The organism is Acinetobacter sp. UBA991 (assembly GCF_002292065.1).
Lineage (GTDB): Bacteria > Pseudomonadota > Gammaproteobacteria > Pseudomonadales > Moraxellaceae > Acinetobacter > Acinetobacter higginsii.
The window spans coordinates 57,702-73,121 of the sequence record NZ_DBBF01000044.1 but is presented as its reverse complement, the minus strand read 5'-3'; the positions used below and the strand labels follow the sequence as shown (position 1 = coordinate 73,121).

20 protein-coding genes are annotated in these 15,420 nt (G+C 41.0%); 9 read left to right on the top strand and 11 right to left on the bottom strand.

What is annotated here, in order from left to right:
* Nucleotides 1-129: 129 nt before the first annotated feature.
* From B2727_RS19750 to B2727_RS19725, 6 genes are read right to left on the bottom strand one after another with little or no spacing between them, the layout of a single operon-like run.
* On the bottom strand, nt 130-621 hold the full coding sequence (locus B2727_RS19750; protein WP_241345568.1) for a hypothetical protein: 492 nt from the start codon (nt 619-621) through the stop codon (nt 130-132).
* Nucleotides 618-2,027, bottom strand: a complete 1,410-nt coding sequence (locus B2727_RS19745) for a replicative DNA helicase (protein WP_241345569.1) — start codon at nt 2,025-2,027, stop codon at nt 618-620. The genes B2727_RS19750 and B2727_RS19745 overlap by 4 nt, the downstream gene beginning before the upstream one ends.
* Nucleotides 2,024-2,971 (bottom strand): hypothetical protein, encoded by a 948-nt coding sequence (locus B2727_RS19740; RefSeq protein ID WP_291350221.1) that lies wholly within the window; start codon nt 2,969-2,971, stop codon nt 2,024-2,026. The genes B2727_RS19745 and B2727_RS19740 overlap by 4 nt, the downstream gene beginning before the upstream one ends.
* Nucleotides 2,971-3,204: a hypothetical protein gene (locus B2727_RS19735; protein WP_241345180.1), complete on the bottom strand. Its 234-nt coding sequence runs from the start codon at nt 3,202-3,204 to the stop codon at nt 2,971-2,973. Before B2727_RS19735 ends, B2727_RS19740 begins: the two co-directional genes overlap by 1 nt.
* Nucleotides 3,205-3,915, bottom strand: coding sequence for a phage antirepressor KilAC domain-containing protein (locus B2727_RS19730; protein WP_241345182.1), 711 nt, complete (start codon nt 3,913-3,915; stop codon nt 3,205-3,207).
* A 37-nt stretch (nt 3,916-3,952) separates the two neighbouring features.
* Complete coding sequence (locus B2727_RS19725; protein WP_241345183.1) at nt 3,953-4,168, bottom strand: hypothetical protein; 216 nt, start codon at nt 4,166-4,168, stop codon at nt 3,953-3,955.
* 112 nt (nt 4,169-4,280) lie between these two features.
* Here B2727_RS19725 and B2727_RS19720 point away from each other — a divergent pair, with 112 nt between their 5' ends.
* The 9 genes from B2727_RS19720 to B2727_RS19680 all read left to right on the top strand — a co-directional run bounded on the left by B2727_RS19720 (nt 4,281) and on the right by B2727_RS19680 (nt 8,452).
* The gene (locus B2727_RS19720) at nt 4,281-4,946 is read left to right on the top strand and encodes a S24 family peptidase (protein ID WP_241345184.1); all 666 of its coding nucleotides are present in this window, start codon (nt 4,281-4,283) and stop codon (nt 4,944-4,946) included.
* A 241-nt stretch (nt 4,947-5,187) separates the two neighbouring features.
* Complete coding sequence (locus B2727_RS19715; RefSeq protein WP_241345185.1) at nt 5,188-5,646, top strand: hypothetical protein; 459 nt, start codon at nt 5,188-5,190, stop codon at nt 5,644-5,646.
* Entirely contained in the window at nt 5,639-5,932 is a 294-nt protein-coding gene (locus B2727_RS19710) for a hypothetical protein (protein WP_241345186.1), read from the top strand. The genes B2727_RS19715 and B2727_RS19710 overlap by 8 nt, the downstream gene beginning before the upstream one ends.
* The gene (locus B2727_RS19705) at nt 5,929-6,372 is read left to right on the top strand and encodes a hypothetical protein (RefSeq protein ID WP_291350216.1); all 444 of its coding nucleotides are present in this window, start codon (nt 5,929-5,931) and stop codon (nt 6,370-6,372) included. Before B2727_RS19710 ends, B2727_RS19705 begins: the two co-directional genes overlap by 4 nt.
* Entirely contained in the window at nt 6,365-6,670 is a 306-nt protein-coding gene (locus B2727_RS19700) for a hypothetical protein (RefSeq protein ID WP_241345188.1), read from the top strand. The genes B2727_RS19705 and B2727_RS19700 overlap by 8 nt, the downstream gene beginning before the upstream one ends.
* Before the next feature lie 5 nt (nt 6,671-6,675).
* Entirely contained in the window at nt 6,676-7,017 is a 342-nt protein-coding gene (locus B2727_RS19695; RefSeq protein WP_241345189.1) for a hypothetical protein, read from the top strand.
* Between the two features lie 11 nt (nt 7,018-7,028).
* A complete protein-coding gene (locus B2727_RS19690; protein ID WP_241345190.1) occupies nt 7,029-7,823 on the top strand; it encodes a helix-turn-helix domain-containing protein in 795 nt (264 codons plus the stop codon).
* 7 nt (nt 7,824-7,830) lie between these two features.
* Complete coding sequence (locus tag B2727_RS19685; RefSeq protein ID WP_241345191.1) at nt 7,831-8,214, top strand: hypothetical protein; 384 nt, start codon at nt 7,831-7,833, stop codon at nt 8,212-8,214.
* Complete coding sequence (locus tag B2727_RS19680; RefSeq protein ID WP_241345192.1) at nt 8,198-8,452, top strand: hypothetical protein; 255 nt, start codon at nt 8,198-8,200, stop codon at nt 8,450-8,452. The genes B2727_RS19685 and B2727_RS19680 overlap by 17 nt, the downstream gene beginning before the upstream one ends.
* On the opposite strand, the gene B2727_RS19675 is transcribed toward B2727_RS19680, so the two are convergent.
* From B2727_RS19675 to B2727_RS19655, 5 genes are all read right to left on the bottom strand, one after another.
* Complete coding sequence (locus tag B2727_RS19675) at nt 8,427-9,377, bottom strand: tyrosine-type recombinase/integrase (RefSeq protein ID WP_241345193.1); 951 nt, start codon at nt 9,375-9,377, stop codon at nt 8,427-8,429. The genes B2727_RS19680 and B2727_RS19675 overlap by 26 nt on opposite strands.
* Before the next feature lie 167 nt (nt 9,378-9,544).
* A complete protein-coding gene (locus tag B2727_RS19670) occupies nt 9,545-11,278 on the bottom strand; it encodes an ABC transporter ATP-binding protein (RefSeq protein WP_033134427.1) in 1,734 nt (577 codons plus the stop codon).
* Between the two features lie 12 nt (nt 11,279-11,290).
* Nucleotides 11,291-12,433 carry an ABC transporter permease gene (locus tag B2727_RS19665; RefSeq protein ID WP_005205504.1) on the bottom strand — a complete coding sequence of 381 codons (1,143 nt, stop codon included), beginning with the start codon at nt 12,431-12,433 and terminating at the stop codon, nt 11,291-11,293.
* Between the two features lie 10 nt (nt 12,434-12,443).
* Nucleotides 12,444-13,382: an ABC transporter permease gene (locus B2727_RS19660; RefSeq protein ID WP_004804925.1), complete on the bottom strand. Its 939-nt coding sequence runs from the start codon at nt 13,380-13,382 to the stop codon at nt 12,444-12,446.
* A 12-nt stretch (nt 13,383-13,394) separates the two neighbouring features.
* The gene (locus tag B2727_RS19655) at nt 13,395-15,413 is read right to left on the bottom strand and encodes a M3 family metallopeptidase (protein WP_033134426.1); all 2,019 of its coding nucleotides are present in this window, start codon (nt 15,411-15,413) and stop codon (nt 13,395-13,397) included.
* Nucleotides 15,414-15,420: the final 7 nt, after the last annotated feature.

The following is a 15,420-nucleotide window of genomic DNA, read 5'->3' as shown; positions in this document are numbered from 1 at the left end:
AACGCCCTGCATACGCATAATTTGAGTTATACCCATCACAAAATTGTTTTTCAGCTTTCTGTTTGCCTGTCACTTCCACAAAAAAAATGAGGCATAGAAAGACACCTATGGTCACTAAACTTAAATCGTTCACATCAAATACTCCTTTCCACACTGATGACAAACGATCATCTTGTTAAAGAAATTATTTGATACTGGTAGATTGGTGCACTCGCATTTCTGGCTATGAGCTTTGATCAAAGCATCCATGTTATCGAGCTGGGTGATTATTTGCGGCAGTCCCTTGTTTCTCAGGTTAGAAACGTGATCTTTAATGTGTCCCTTAAACTCAAGCATTCGCTCTAAAGATTGATCATGCTGTTTGATGATCTTGTGTTGATGATTCACAAGCCACTTGAGTTGACTCATCCCACTTTGTGCCGCCTCTGCATTTGCTGCAGCCTCATCAGCCTGAATAGCTGCCGAGAAGATCGAGAACACCCCCCACAACATGACAAGCCACAAAAACCACGACGGCAGGCCATTGATTGAAAGGACTGTAAATACAATTGCCACCATTCCCAAAATGGCAAATCTTGCAAAAATTAAATCTGTATTTGGTTTGATTGTTTTCTTATTCATGATTTTTTTCCTCGTTGCTCGATCTCTGCCAGGTAATCTAGTTGTGCTTGACCTGCTGTAGAAAAGCGGCTCATATTTAATTCAGATACCAGATAGGTGTGACCTGTTTGACCATCTCGAAGCTTCCCAGTGATAACTTCCAAAATGCCTTTGAATTGAGATTTGTCTTTGTTGTAGTACTCATCTCGATATAGGAAAAGAATTGCATCTGCATCCTGTTCAATAGCACCAGACCCTCTTAGATCTGCCATCATTGGCCGCTTATCTGGACGGCGTTCAAGATCACGGTTTAACTGACATAGTGCAAAAACAGGGCAATCAAAGCTCATCGCTATGTCTTTTAAACTGTTTGAGATATATGTGATTCGATCGTTCTCGCTCACATTGGCATTGAAATGTGGAGTCTTAATAAGCTGCAGGTAATCAACAAAGATTGCGCCAATACACCCATGCTGTTGCACAACTTTCCGAGCATGTTTTCTAATATCTGAGATTGTCACAGACCCATCATTAATTTTGTATTTCGATGCCTGAATAACCTTCATTGCATGCGTTACACAAGACCAATCCTCTTTGGTTAGGTCAGCACTCTTTAAGTGATCAAACTCAATACCGCCAATTGATGATACTAGTCGCCGTTGAATCTCCTTTTTCTTCATTTCCATCGATTCAAATAGGACTGGCTTGTTTAGATTGGTAAAAATATTAGTTGCAACATTTAAAGCAAAAGCCGTTTTACCCATTGCAGGACGTGCAGCAATCACCACCAAATCACCTTTCTTGATTTCACCAACTCTATGATCTAGTGCAATAAAGCCTGTATTAACCCCCATTGGCTTATAGGTGTTATTTAGTTTTTGAGTTTGTATCTCATTCAGCTCATTCATTAATTCGTAGGCTGAAATAATCCCATCCTCTAACCCATCACCACCAGACAAGTTATCCAAATCATTAAAAAGCGAATTGGACTTTGCAACCACATCATCCGCAGTTCCAGCACTAAGGTCATTTGCAAAAATTTGGGTTTTTTTTCCAATATCCCGCAGCTTTCTACGCAGGGTTAGCTCTTGCAGCTCCTTGACGTATGTTCTGAAATTCAAGCCATTGCCAGATAGATTTTGGAATGCGTCAAGCAGGTATTTCTCATTTACCCCTTTACCCTCCTCGCCAAGCGACTTAACCGTATGCAACACAGTTAATTCATCCACTTGCTTACCCTGTTCAAAAAGTTTTTTACAAGCCTTAAATACCGCTTGGTGGGTTTGTAGGGTAAACATGCTTTCATGTAATTCTGGTATTGAGTTGGCTGCATCCGTGTAGGTCATAATTGAAACTAGAACTGACAGTTCATAGCCATGATTAGCCAATACATCCTCAGTAACACCATTAACCTCAATCAAGCTCATTGTGCACCCCCGTTTTGTTGCCCATAAACAACTCGAACAGGCTCAAACACTGGTTGTTCAGAGGCTGATGGTTGTGATTCTCTTGACCCTCCCCCTTGCTGGTTAGTATCTAAAAATTTCTCAAGATGGGCTGAATCACGGCAGATCAGTGATAAATCAGTGTGGTTGCCCTCGATGTGAAATTGGGATTTCGAGTAACCAACGATAGCCCGTTTGATGTCCTCAACGCTGTAACCCTGCTTGAGTCTGGCTAAAACTTTTTTCTTTCTTGGATCATCAAGGAGAGTCCGATTGTTTTTGTTGAACGTGGTTTTCCAGAACTCAAAGATTTCCTGAATCTCGTTTTTGAAATTTGATTTAGGTTTTTCAGGCACAGGTTCGTCGTTAGACGGACGAATATTATTTTCCTGTTCCTGTTCCTGTTCCTGTTCCTGTTCCTGATTCGGGAATGTCTTTCCAGAAGCCTTTATTAATGCATCCTTAAAGGCTTTCTCAAAGGCTTTCGAGTACGGTCTATTTTCTGGATTATTTGACTGTAAATCAATTGCTTGCATTGCCTCATACAATTCAAGTACGGCCTTATTTTTTAACTCACACTCAGGGATTAGATTGATCTCTTTACCCCAGTTAATAACAACATTTGGCGACTCAGGCTTGTTGTGTTTTATGGCATTTGGCACCCATACAACACGGGCTCTAAAATCTGCTTCGACCATGCCTTTTTTTGACACTTCCTCAAAGGCTTTTTGGAAGTCTTTCGGCTCCCAGTTTAATTCCTCTGCCATAGCCATCTGCCCAGCCTTAAAAAGACCAGGAATAGGGCTTGTGTTGGTATTGGTCAAAAGGTACAACCATAGACCTTGACCACTTGCAGGCATAGGTGAGAGGGAACGAAACTTAATATCGCCCCACATTTGCACTTCTATTTTTCTATATCTGCTCACTACAGTTTTTCCTTCGCCTTAACAACCTCTAAAGCAGCAGCTTCAAAGCGATTGATTACAGCGTATTTGTCATGATTCACACGCAAGTCGGTCACAACTTCAGCCGCTGTCCAACTTGTCTTATCAAAGTCTTTTTCAATACCAATAGCTTGCTGAAGCTCTTTTTTAGCCTTCTTATAGGCGCTGAGAGCTTCCACATAAGCCTTATGGTCTTTTTCCCATTCGATATCCATTTACCCCCCCCTATGGCGATTAACCAATGCTGTGAGGCGTGTGAGGCCATAGGCTGTTACATGCATGTGCAGATAAACCTTTTCCTCTTGGGTGACTGGGTGTGTGATCACAGGTGAAGCGCGATTGATAAAAACGCCTTGCTGTACTTTTTGAGCGTAGGGACGCAAGCGGCTGCTCGCATCTCGATAACACCAACCTTTATCAATGATCAGATTAACCAACTCTTTTTCTCTAATTTTTAGAGTGGTAGCACATTCGCGGATTGTGTAGGTATTGGAAGTATCAGCGATTGCATCTAAGGCTAATGCTTTGGGCTCTAGTACCGAAACTTGCTGCTCTAAGGCTACTTTCTGCTTTTCTGATTCGATAGCCAATTGCAGAATTTCAAGTTTTGATAGCTCTTGAGGTTGTTTAACCAGGTTCTCTAATTCCTGCCAACGCTTGATAACCCCATTACGCAAAACAATGCTGTAACCAGTGACAAGAGTCATAGTGAGCTCTTTGTCTAACTGGTATTCGGTTTGAGGCCTATTCATTGAATCAAAATAGATACCTTCAAATTTGAGGGCATCTATTCCAAGATCTCTAAACATGACCTCACAATCACGCTTTACATTGAAATGTTCTTTACCAGTCAACTCCGCAATCTCACGGGTAGACATGGTTTTTATTGCATTGCTTAAATTTTCTGCTATTACTAATTTATTCATTCTGGTTTGCTCCAAGAAACCTGAATCTGCTTAGCTGTTAAGCTGCGCAGCATTTAATTGAGTACACTTCCGCCAGTAAGTGCCGATCCGCTTTTAAAGCTCCATTTGTTTTGATTTCAAAGATTGCTTGAACTCCAATAGGTATACCCACCTCCTCCCATGTACAGCTTGTGGTTCGTCCAATTCCCAAGAAAATTGATAATTGGTTATTGTTTGGAATCCTGTAATAATCTTTTAAATCTTGTACATTCATAGTCAAACCCTATTTACGAACAAAATTGTTCTTATTATGGAACTACAAACAGTTGTAAAAGTCAATGCAGTTGTTCATAATTAAGAACAAACCAGTTAGGAATTTTTCAGGCATGAAAACTGTTGCAGATCGAATAGTAAGTCGAATGAGAGAGTTGGGCCTTAGACACGCTGATCTAATGAAGGGAACGGGAGCGGGAAAGGCTACTGTTAGCAATTGGATTAGCGGAACGGTAAACCCAAGTGCAAAATATTGGGAGGCTCTAGCAGATACACTTAAGACAACACCAACATGGCTATTGACTGGTGAGATGAATGACACACGACCAACATTGGATGGAAGTGTTGAATTAAATCCTTTAGCGACAGTGATTTATGCACCTGTTTTATCTTGGGTACAAGCTGGTAACTTTACAGAGATGGGCGTTGTTAATATTCAGGAATGCGAAATGCTTCCTTTGGTTCCTAATGCAGGAAAACGAAGTTTCTACTTGGAAGTTAAGGGGTTGAGTAATGCCCCATACTTTGAGGAAGGCGAAAAAATATGTATTGACCCTGATTATTTTCTAGCAGATATACAGACTGGTGAAATGGTTGTTGTAAAGTGCGGAACGGAGGCAACTTTCAAGGCATTAGTTGTTGAAACTAATGGATATTATTTAAAACCTTTAAACCCTAATTGGAAGGATCAAATAATTCCATTAACAGAGGATTGTATACTTGTTGGCAAATATGTTGGTTCATTCAAACCTGCTAAAAAATTCAATTTCTTAATCTAATACCAAAAATACAGCTAATAAGGTTCATATTTATGAGCCTTTTTTTTGTTTAAAAATTATGTGGTTGCAACAATAATTAAAAAATATGTCCAATTATAAGAACAAACACTTGACACAATTGTTCTTTTATTGGAACATTAAAGACACAAAAAGACCGATAGAGATTCCTCTACCAGTTCTTTGATTTTAACAATTACCTGAAAGTCTTGGCGGATAAACAGGTTTCTTGGATGAGCGTATTATGAACGACTTAACACAAAATAGTCAAGGCCCTTCTGTGCCTAAAACAAAATATGATGCCTTGTATAAATTGATAATTACATCTGAATTATCAATGCTTGGTTCTGTTGTTGTTTCAAATCTACACCAGATATTCGACATTTTTGATGCAGTAAAAGATGGCGAGTCAGATGTGAACGCTATTGACGCCTTAATGAATCTTACAAAGGCTCATCTATATGCAATGGATTGGTTTATTGATGCAGCCATTGAGCAGTACAACTTTGTGGATTTTCAAGTTTGCAAAAATATGATCAATGATTTGCGCTTAGCAATCTTGTCTATGAGGGTTTGCACCTTAAATGATGAGCTTAAAGGCAATCTACTTTTTGGATTCTGCTTTAGTGCAAAAAGCTTGAGCGAGCGGATTGATTTATTGCCTGATGTGGTTCTCAACAATAAGGGGCTTCTAAATGGATAACTCAAAAGAACTAAAACTCCTTGAAGATCATCATTGGTCCCTTGTAACCGCAGAAGCTGATTTATCTTGGACAATGTTTGGGATTTCAGAAGCTATCAATAAAGTTCAAGTTTTGAGAGAAAAACTTGAAAAAATTGGCGTTGAAGGTCTTTATTTTGACAACTTGCAAACTTTCCTGGCAATGCATCACTACCTGATGGAAGGTCGACACGATCTCATTAAAGATGAATTGCAATCAGCACAAATGGCGGTTGATATAGCTAAAGCTAAGGGTGGTGAAAAATGAAAGGGAATTTTATTAACACCTTCAATGAATTTGAAGACTGTAAGCCTGAGGCAATATTTGAAGCAGTAAGAGTTTACTGCTTGCGGATTGCTTACGATTGGGAAATTGATGATTGTTTTGTTGAACATTGTGCAGCACGTAATGAATCAACCAGAGCACTTACTAGATTAAGTTTAAGCCTTTTAAGCACACTAAATCATAAACTTAAAGCTGTTTATAAATTACTAGAAGGATGCATTTTGTGTTCAGTGGCAATTAATGAAATTGATACCTTAATTACTGCGCTTGCCTATGTAGAAGAAGCAAATTTTGGGTGTGCTCACTATCATCCTTTCTACCATGGGTTAAGTCTATCGACCGAATATGCAAATCAAATCTTAAATGACTTCTGGTCTTGCAATGAAGTTAGGGAAGCACTGAGAGGAGATTCTAATGAGTAACTTGTCTCCTGAAACATTGCAAGAAATGGCAAGTATGCGCCGAGAATCGGAACGGGATTTAACAGATCTAGTTTTTCTACTGGGAATAGCAAGCGAAAAGCTGAGAGTATTAGGTCAAAAGTTTAGCTATTTAGGTAGTGATTTTGCAGATCTAACGACAGCTATTCGTATTGCCAAAGATGGCGCAGAACGGTCTCAGAATTATCACGATTCTGAAGCTGTCCGAATTGAAATTCAAATTAATAAAGCCTCAGACTCGACATCAAACGGGCTTTTACTCAATGAGCAAGAGAAGTGATTCCCATGGTGAAATATATCCCTGAATCACTAGCCGCCCCTTTTGTTGTGTGGATGATGGACAAGGGCTTTGTCCCATCTCACAAAAAGAATGATGTTTTTTTGAAGCTGGAAAAAGAGGTTTTAAAAATCTCAATAGACAAAATTACTGTCAAAGGCTTTGAGATGAATCTTGCCTGTCAAAAATACTTCTTGTCGTTTTGCAGGACCTACTTGAAGAAAGATAAGCATTTTATTGATGCGCTGCGAATGCGTGGCGCTCTCCAAGTTGCACACCTGAATGATGATGAGCAACCAATATTGCCAGCTTTACGGCGCACCCCTTTAGCGGCTCAATTCAATTATTAATGAGGCATAAAATGACAACGAATAATGAAAATGTAATCCAGTTTCCTGAAGGTCAAAAAAGCGAATTACAGAAGATGTATATGGTAACTCTAGGGCATCCACAGAGCGAGGATTTCGACACCGAATATTATGACACGTTGGATGAAGCGCTTAATTGCATCAAATACAATATTGAGCATGAAGAAATTGGAGTTAATTTTTATATTGAAAGCTTCATGGGCAGACACTTAAACCCTGTTCCGAAAAGCAATATTGCGAAAAACATCACACGCGAGAATGTTAATTCGTTAGAAGTTCCAGCAGAACTGGTTTTTGAATATGTCCGTCAACTTTACCTACGTGGTGAAGTGATGACTCAGGTTGAGTTTATAATCTTGGCCTTTATGGCGGATAACAATCCAACTATAAACGAAATGCTAGAAGGCAAAGCGGCCAACATCGCAAACACAGAAACCTTCCCGCCTGAATTTTCGGAAGCAATGGAAACATACAAAGCTATGCTTGATGCTAATAATGGTGTCGAGACGGATGAAGCGCGAGCACAATTCGCCAAGGTTATGCTTCTAGCGCCAGATTGGTTTAATGACATAGCAATGGCTGAAATAGATAAAATGGATTTGCTTCCTAAGCCTACCCATTATCTTGATAGTGGCGAACCTGTATTTAGCGTGGAGCAGATTGCAAAGCACTTGGGGGTCTCTGTTGATGATGCTCAGAAAAGCTTAGATATGCTTATTGATAAGCGTACCGAACTAGGCCTTGAAACTCCCCTTGTGGATCCAACTACCATTAATAAGATTCAGTGAGGTCGCCATGTCTAAAAACAATATTGAGAATGAACGTGCAGCATTTGACGCTTGGCACTTTAATGACTGGAATGATAACTGTGGCCAAGAGTCAGATGAAGTGACAGCAAAGCACCTTTATAACCGTGTGTACAGTCACGAACACAATCAACGAGAGCGTGAGCGTAGTTTCTTCGCATGGCAAGCTGCTACAGAAAGAGCAAACAAAAAGACTGAGGGCTGCTTAATCGTGCCTTATGACGTAAAAACGGTATGCGTAATTGAAAATATGGTGCAGCAGCAATGTGATGCAAGTGGCGTACAAGAGCCACTGCATAGACTGGATGGCTGGCGTATTTTGGAGGAAATTGCGGAATCATTGAAGGAGATCAAGAATGCATCAAGTAGCTAAAATCGTCACTCTTGAAGAATCAGAACTGAGGGCAATTATGCGCGAAGAAGCGGCGAATGCTTATCGAGATGTTATGGCCGAGCAGCAAGACGAGTTGCTAACAATTGGTCAACTTTGTGAAAAGATACCCGGCTTAACCAGATACCTTTTTAGTGAATTGCAAAAAACAGCACATCTAAAAAGCATTAAAGGAAAATACTCACTTAGAACTGTTAAAGCCGCGCTGCAATCTCGGTAGCTGTAGCATTATAGTAAACCATAGCCATCTTTGGGTTGGACCATCCAAACATCCTGCATAAATCAAGAATCTGTAGTTTCTGAGCAATGCGCGTTGCAGCAGTGTGACGCGCATCGTGAAACGTAAACCCTGATAGATCCGCTTGTGCTTTCGCTTCACGAAAATCCTTGCTTACATCATATGGGTCATAATTAAAAACCTGTTTAGCCCCTCTAACATGTCTTTGTTTGAGTATCGCCTTGGCTTTTGGGCTTAATGGCACCTCTCTTGATTTACCATTCTTGGTTGTTTCTAATCTTAGGAAACTCTTATCAAGAAACACCCTGTTCCAAGTTAGGTTGCAGATTTCAGACTGACGTAAACCTGTTTCTAATGCTAGATAAAAAATGTCTTTAAGGTCATGATTTAAGAAAGGGGTTAATATTTCTATTTCTTCATCAGCTATAACACGATCTCTATGATTTCCAGCTTTCGGAATTTGAATCTCCCTAACTGGATTGGTGGATAACCAAAGTTTTGTCTCAACACACCAGGTAAAAAAACCTGATAGCAAAATAAATTCTCGCTGTACAGTTGAACTCTTGGTTTTTTCTAATCGCTTTTCTCTCCATTGAACTAGAAACTGTTTATCAACTTTAAATAAAGGGATGTCACAATCCATCCATTTTAGAAAAAAGTTAATTCTAGTAATCTCTTTTTCAGCACCTCTTTTTTTAATCGATACAGTATCCCTAAATTCGATTAGGGCATCCCTAAAAATGATGTGCTCAAAAACTTGAGCCTTCTCACCTCTAAGCTTAACCTCTAACTCTTGCGCCCACGCCTTAGCATCTCGCATAGTGTCATGTGTTTTAGACTTTGGAGGATGTGGCTTTATCCTCACGGTTGCGGTAACTCGACCATTTCTTTTTTGGTATGTAGCCATATAAAAACCTGTTGCACTTCTGTTGCACTAGCTTTTTAAATCCTTTATAAAACTAATTCAATACTTTTAAAATATTGTTATTAATTAACAACTTAATAAAAATATTATAATTGCTAAACAACAGATGTACAACTTAAACTCCCTAATAAGAGCGTTTTTTATTGGCTTTAACTATGCTGAACAATGCCTTGCGGGATCGCATTCAGCAGTTTTTTGGTATATTCATGCTGTGGATGTAAATACAGTTCGTCCGAGTTAGCAATCTCAACTAATTCGCCATGATTCATGACCATGACTTGATCAGAAATGTATTTCACGACAGATAAATCATGTGAAATAAAGATATAACTCAGACCAAACTCGTCCTGTAAATCCTGCAACAAATTCAACACCTGCGCCTGTACCGAAACATCCAGTGCAGAAACAGACTCATCGCAGATTAAAATCTCAGGTTTCAAGGTTAAACAACGTGCGATCGCAATCCTCTGTCGTTGACCACCAGAAAACTCATGTGGATAACGGTCATAGGCTTGAACAGGCAAACTGACGCGCTCTAACAATTCGAATGCCATCTTTTTACGCTCAGCATCATTTTGACCTATGCCATGAATCCGCATCGGTTCCAATAAAATCTGCCCGATAGTAAAGCGTGGATTGAGTGAAGCATAAGGGTTCTGGAAAATGATTTGAATTTTGCGCTGGTACTGACAAAACTCTTTCTCACTCATGGCCAGAATATCTTTTCCACCAATCAAGGCTTGCCCGCCTGTGGCTTCATGTAAGCGCATCAATAGCAGACCAATCGTGGTTTTACCTGAACCCGACTCGCCAACTAGGCCCAAGGTTTTACCTTTGGCCAATTGAAAAGAGACACCTTTAACCGCTTGAAATTCGTCTTGTCCCCACAAACCCTTACGACTATAAAATGACTTTTTCAGATCTTTTACATCGAGCACAATCGGCTCATCGCCAGTCAGACCACGGACACGTTGTTTCAGGTTTAAATCAGACAGATTGGTGGCTTCGATCAGTTGTCCATTTTCGTCCTGCTGCATAAAATCACTGGTCACAGGCAAACGGTATGGACGAGTCGCCAACTGTGGACGACAATGCAGCAAAGCACGCGTATACACATCTTGTGGTTGTTCCAGCACCTGTTCAACAGGGCCACTTTCCCGAATCTCACCATGACGCATCACAATCACTTCATCTGCAATTTCACCCACCAAGGCTAAATCATGGGTAATAAACAGCATCGACATTTCATGGCGTTGTCGTAATGACTCTAATAAATCAATGATCTGCTTTTGGATGGTGACATCTAAGGCTGTGGTTGGCTCATCGGCAATCAGCAACTTCGGCTCACAGGCAATTGCCATCGCAATCATGACCCGTTGTTGTTGCCCACCTGAAAGCTGACTCGGATAAGCATCGATCTTGGTTTCTGGTGCAGGAATACCAACTTCTTTCAGCAACTCAAGTACCCGTGCTCTGGCCTGCTTACGTCCCATGCCTAAATGAATACATAACACCTCAGCAATTTGATCCCCCACGGTAAAGACAGGATTCAACGAGGACATCGGTTCCTGAAAAATCATGGCAATGTCTTTACCACAAATTTTGCGAATCTCTTTGGCCGATAAGTTGAGTAAGTCTTTACCTTCAAAGCAAATTTGACTCTGTTCGGCAATTTGACTTTGCCCTTTTGGCAACAGCCCCATCACCGCTAGGGAAGTGACCGATTTACCACTGCCCGACTCACCAACCAGTGCTACAGTTTTATTTTTAGGAATTGAAAATGAAATCCCTTTGACTGTTTCAATCCACTGCTTATTTTCACCCTTAAAGCTGACACGGAGATCATCGACACGTAATAGCGTTGTTTCATTCTGATATTGCATTTTATCTCTCCGCTATTTCAACTTAGGATCTAAAGCATCACGTAAGGCATCTGTAAACATCGAGAATGCAGTGACTAACACCGCCATTGCGATAGATGCCGCAGCCAATTGCCACCATTTACCTAAGATCAGCTCACTTTGCGCTTCATTCAACATACTGCCCCAAGACACCACGCCGACAGGTACACCAAAACCAAGGAAGCTCAGAATGACTTCAGATTTAATGAATGACACCACCAAAATCGAAATCTGTACCAAGGCAATATGACTCACGTTTGGGAAGATATGTACAAACATACGACGTAGATGACTCACTCCAATGGCTTTGGCTGCCAGAACATATTCGCGCGATTTATGTTTCATATATTCGGCACGAATCAGACGGAACACCCCCGTCCAACCAGTTAAACCCAAGATCAACACAATCGACAGAATGCCTTTTTGTTGCAGGACAGCCGCAATGGCCAACACCAACAACAGATAAGGAATCGAGGTAAAAATGTTATAGAACCAGTTCAAAACATCATCAACCCAGCCACCAAAATAACCTGCAATTGCACCCAAAAAAGTACCAATCACCACCGCCAATAGCGCAGACAATAAACCGACCAGAATTGAAGTTTCAGCACCTTTGATGGTTTTTAGCAACACATCTTGTCCCCACTTATCCGCCCCAAAAGGCAAAGTGGTTTTGAGCTCTTGCTTTTGATCGAGTAAATGCCCACCGAGTTGCTGATCAATCTGCTGCATATCCTCAGCCAAAGGATCAACCACGCCATAATTATCAATGACTGAGCCACCTTGCTGTTCAGCTTGAATTTCCGCATTCAGCTGCTGAATCACGTCTTTCAGAGGATCAACAGGATTTTCAGGCAAAGTTGCTGTGTTTTCTGTAGTTGCCTTAATTTGATCTGACTCTGTATCCGCACCCAAGAAAGTGGGTGGTGCATAACTGACTGCAACTTCTTTATTCCAATTAGAGGCTATTACCCCTGTCATCGATAAAGCGAGCAGGATGAAATAAAATAAAACCACCAAAAAAGACACCACGGCGATTCGATCTGACTTCAATCGATTCAAGGCCAAATGCCACAATCCTGTTGACGCAGAAGATTCATTCGAGGCAGCTTTGCTTTTAAAAATTGTACTGAGCATCGTCATCCTCCTATTTCAACTGCACACGAGGATCGAGGAGCTTATAAATCAGATCGGCGATCAAGTTAAAAATCATGGTGACTGCAGCGATATATACGGTGATGGCTTTAATCACAGGAAAATCACTGCGTTCAACCGCAATAATAATTTCTCGACCAATGCCCGGAATACCAAAGAAACGTTCAATCAGGAAAGCACCAATCAATAAGGCAGGCAGACTGGCCATCACTTCGGTGACAATGGGAATCGAAGCATTACGCAATACATGCACACCCAGTACCCGAGACTCCCCCACACCTTTAGCACGCGCAGTCCGCACATAATCTTGGTTAATTTCATCTAAGACGAAGCTTCGATATAAACGTAGCGTTGGAGCAATACTGACCACCAACATGATTAAGATCGGCAACAAGGCATAATGGAATAAATTTTGACTAAAACTATCACTCCAGCCTTGTACGGGGAACCAACTTAACTGATAGGCCAAAACATATTGGAAGATGATGATATACACCAAGATACTGATCGACATGCCAATGGTACACAGCATCATCACCATACGATCGGTCAATGAACCACGCACTGATGCAACCGCTAGTGCCAAGATGATTGAGATCACAGTTTGTAAAATGGTTAGAGGAATCAATAAAGTTAGTGAGGGCCCTAAACGAGTCAAGATAATCTGTGAGACAGATTCGCCTGTACTCCAACTGGCACCATAATCAAAAGTCAGAATCTGTTTAATAAAAATCCACAACTGCACATAATAAGGTTGATCAACCCCCAACTGTTTACGGATGTTTTCAATTTGCTCAGGGTTGGACATTTTTCCTGCCAAGATATATGCAGGATCGCCCCCCACCCAGTTAAACAAGAAGAAAATCAGCAAAATGACACCCAACATGGTCGGGATCATTTGCCATAGTCTACGCACGACATAAGCAAGCATAATGGCAAATCCTTATTTGACCCGTTGACCTGTAATTTCATTAAAGAAGGCTTTGTTATCTGGTTCTCTGCCTAAGAAGTCTTTAACCAGTTGTGCTGCATTCTTTTGACTGCCTTGTGACAAAATCGCCTGACGGTAGCGTTGTCCTACTTCTGGATTATTCAGGTTATCGCCAAAAGCCGACAACATATCTAAGGCTAAGACTTCAGACCACATATAGCCATAATAGCCCGCTTGATAACCCATCAGATGGCCAAACTGTCCAGGGAACTCGGTGTTCGGTACATAGCCTAATGCGGTTGCCGATTCCATTTTTTTCCAGACATCCATCGGCTGTACTTTCAGCGCATCCGCACCGTGTAAAGCCATGTCATATTGTGCATATAGGGTTTGACGTGCATAACGCAAACCACGTCCATAGTTATGTACCGATTTAAGGCGTGCAATTAGGGCATCGTCTACACGTGGACAAGCTGGATTACAATAATCGGCCACTTTAGACAAGGTTTCCTTACGACGCGCCCACTCTTCATACATTTGTGATGGTGCTTCGACAAAGTCGCGCTCTACCGATGTACCCGACTGTCCCGAATAACGGGTTTTCGATAAAATGCCATGTAGGGCATGACCAAACTCATGTACAAAGGTTTCCAGCTCGTCACTATTTAAACCTTTGCGGTTAAAGTTGGTGACCAACACTGAAATTGGTTTACGCTTGCTCAGCGTACTGCCACCATATACTCCCCAGACCGCTGCATGTCCATACTTGCCTTCACGTGGAAATTTATCCATGTATAGACCACCGAGAACTTCACCTGTTTTTTTGTCAGTGACATCATAATATTCAACTTCATCTTGCCATGCATCGACTTTGGCTGGCTTAAATTCAATCCCATAAAGATCAGATGAAATCGCAAATAACCACTTTTGTGCCGCTAAGGTCGGGAAATAATCACGCAGTTTTTCTTGGTCTATCTGGTATTTGTCTTTACGGAGTTTTTCACTCCAATAGTTCACATTCCAACGGTTAATTTCAGCTTTTTCTAAAGTTGTGTTCAAGGTTTTGGCTTTAAATGCACGGAGTTCTTCCACTTCTTTTTGCTCAAGTGGTGCAACAACGTTGTGTACATCAGCCAAGAAGGTGTTAACCGTTTTTGGCGTTTTCGCCATACGTTTTTTTAACGCCCAATCGGCATAGCTTGGTTGACCAAACAGCTGCGCCAATTCATAACGTAAGTCAATAATCTGTTTAAGCAAGACTAAGTTCTTTTCTGTACCACGACGTGTAAATGCAGTTTGATAACGTTTGCGTGCATCATCACTGTCGGCCAACTCCATAAACGGTTGGTACTCTGGATATTCAAACCCTAATAAATAATTGCCTTTGTCATTTTTCTTTAGGCCTGAAATATAACTATCTGGTAAGCCTTTTAGCTCGGCAGGCGTAAATTCTAATTTTTCTGGGTTATCACGAATATTGCGGGAGAATTCTTGCGAAAGTTTGGTCAACTCATCAAAAATTGTTTTGACCCGTGCTCTTTTTTCGGGTGAAAGTTGTACCCCTGTATCTTCAAAGGCATCAAGAATATCTTGGCGGTACTTAGTATCAATTGCATCGTTGGCTTTGGTGTTTTTAAAACGTTGGTATAACTTCGGATTCTGATAAATTTCGGTTTGTAGTTGATTCAACTTAACTTCGCAATCTTCAGCAGCTTGGCGTAATTTAGCATCTGGATCAACATTGCTATACAGGCTAATCGGCCCAGCAAAATTCTCGAAAGTTGCCATTAATTGATCCCACTCTGCCAACACAGGTGCAGCATCGGATTGCGGTTTAATGCTTTGTTTTTCCAGTTGAGAAATACGCTGCTTTAAAGTCTGTAAATTAGCATCGCACCATTGTGCGCTTTCACTGCTTTTTAAAATCGGTAACGTGGTTCGTGTGCTTTCAGCCCAAATGCCTTGACTCATCCCCGTGACTGCCATCGATAACAGTCCCAGTGTCGACAACTTCAATATTCTTTTCGCCATGCGCTTT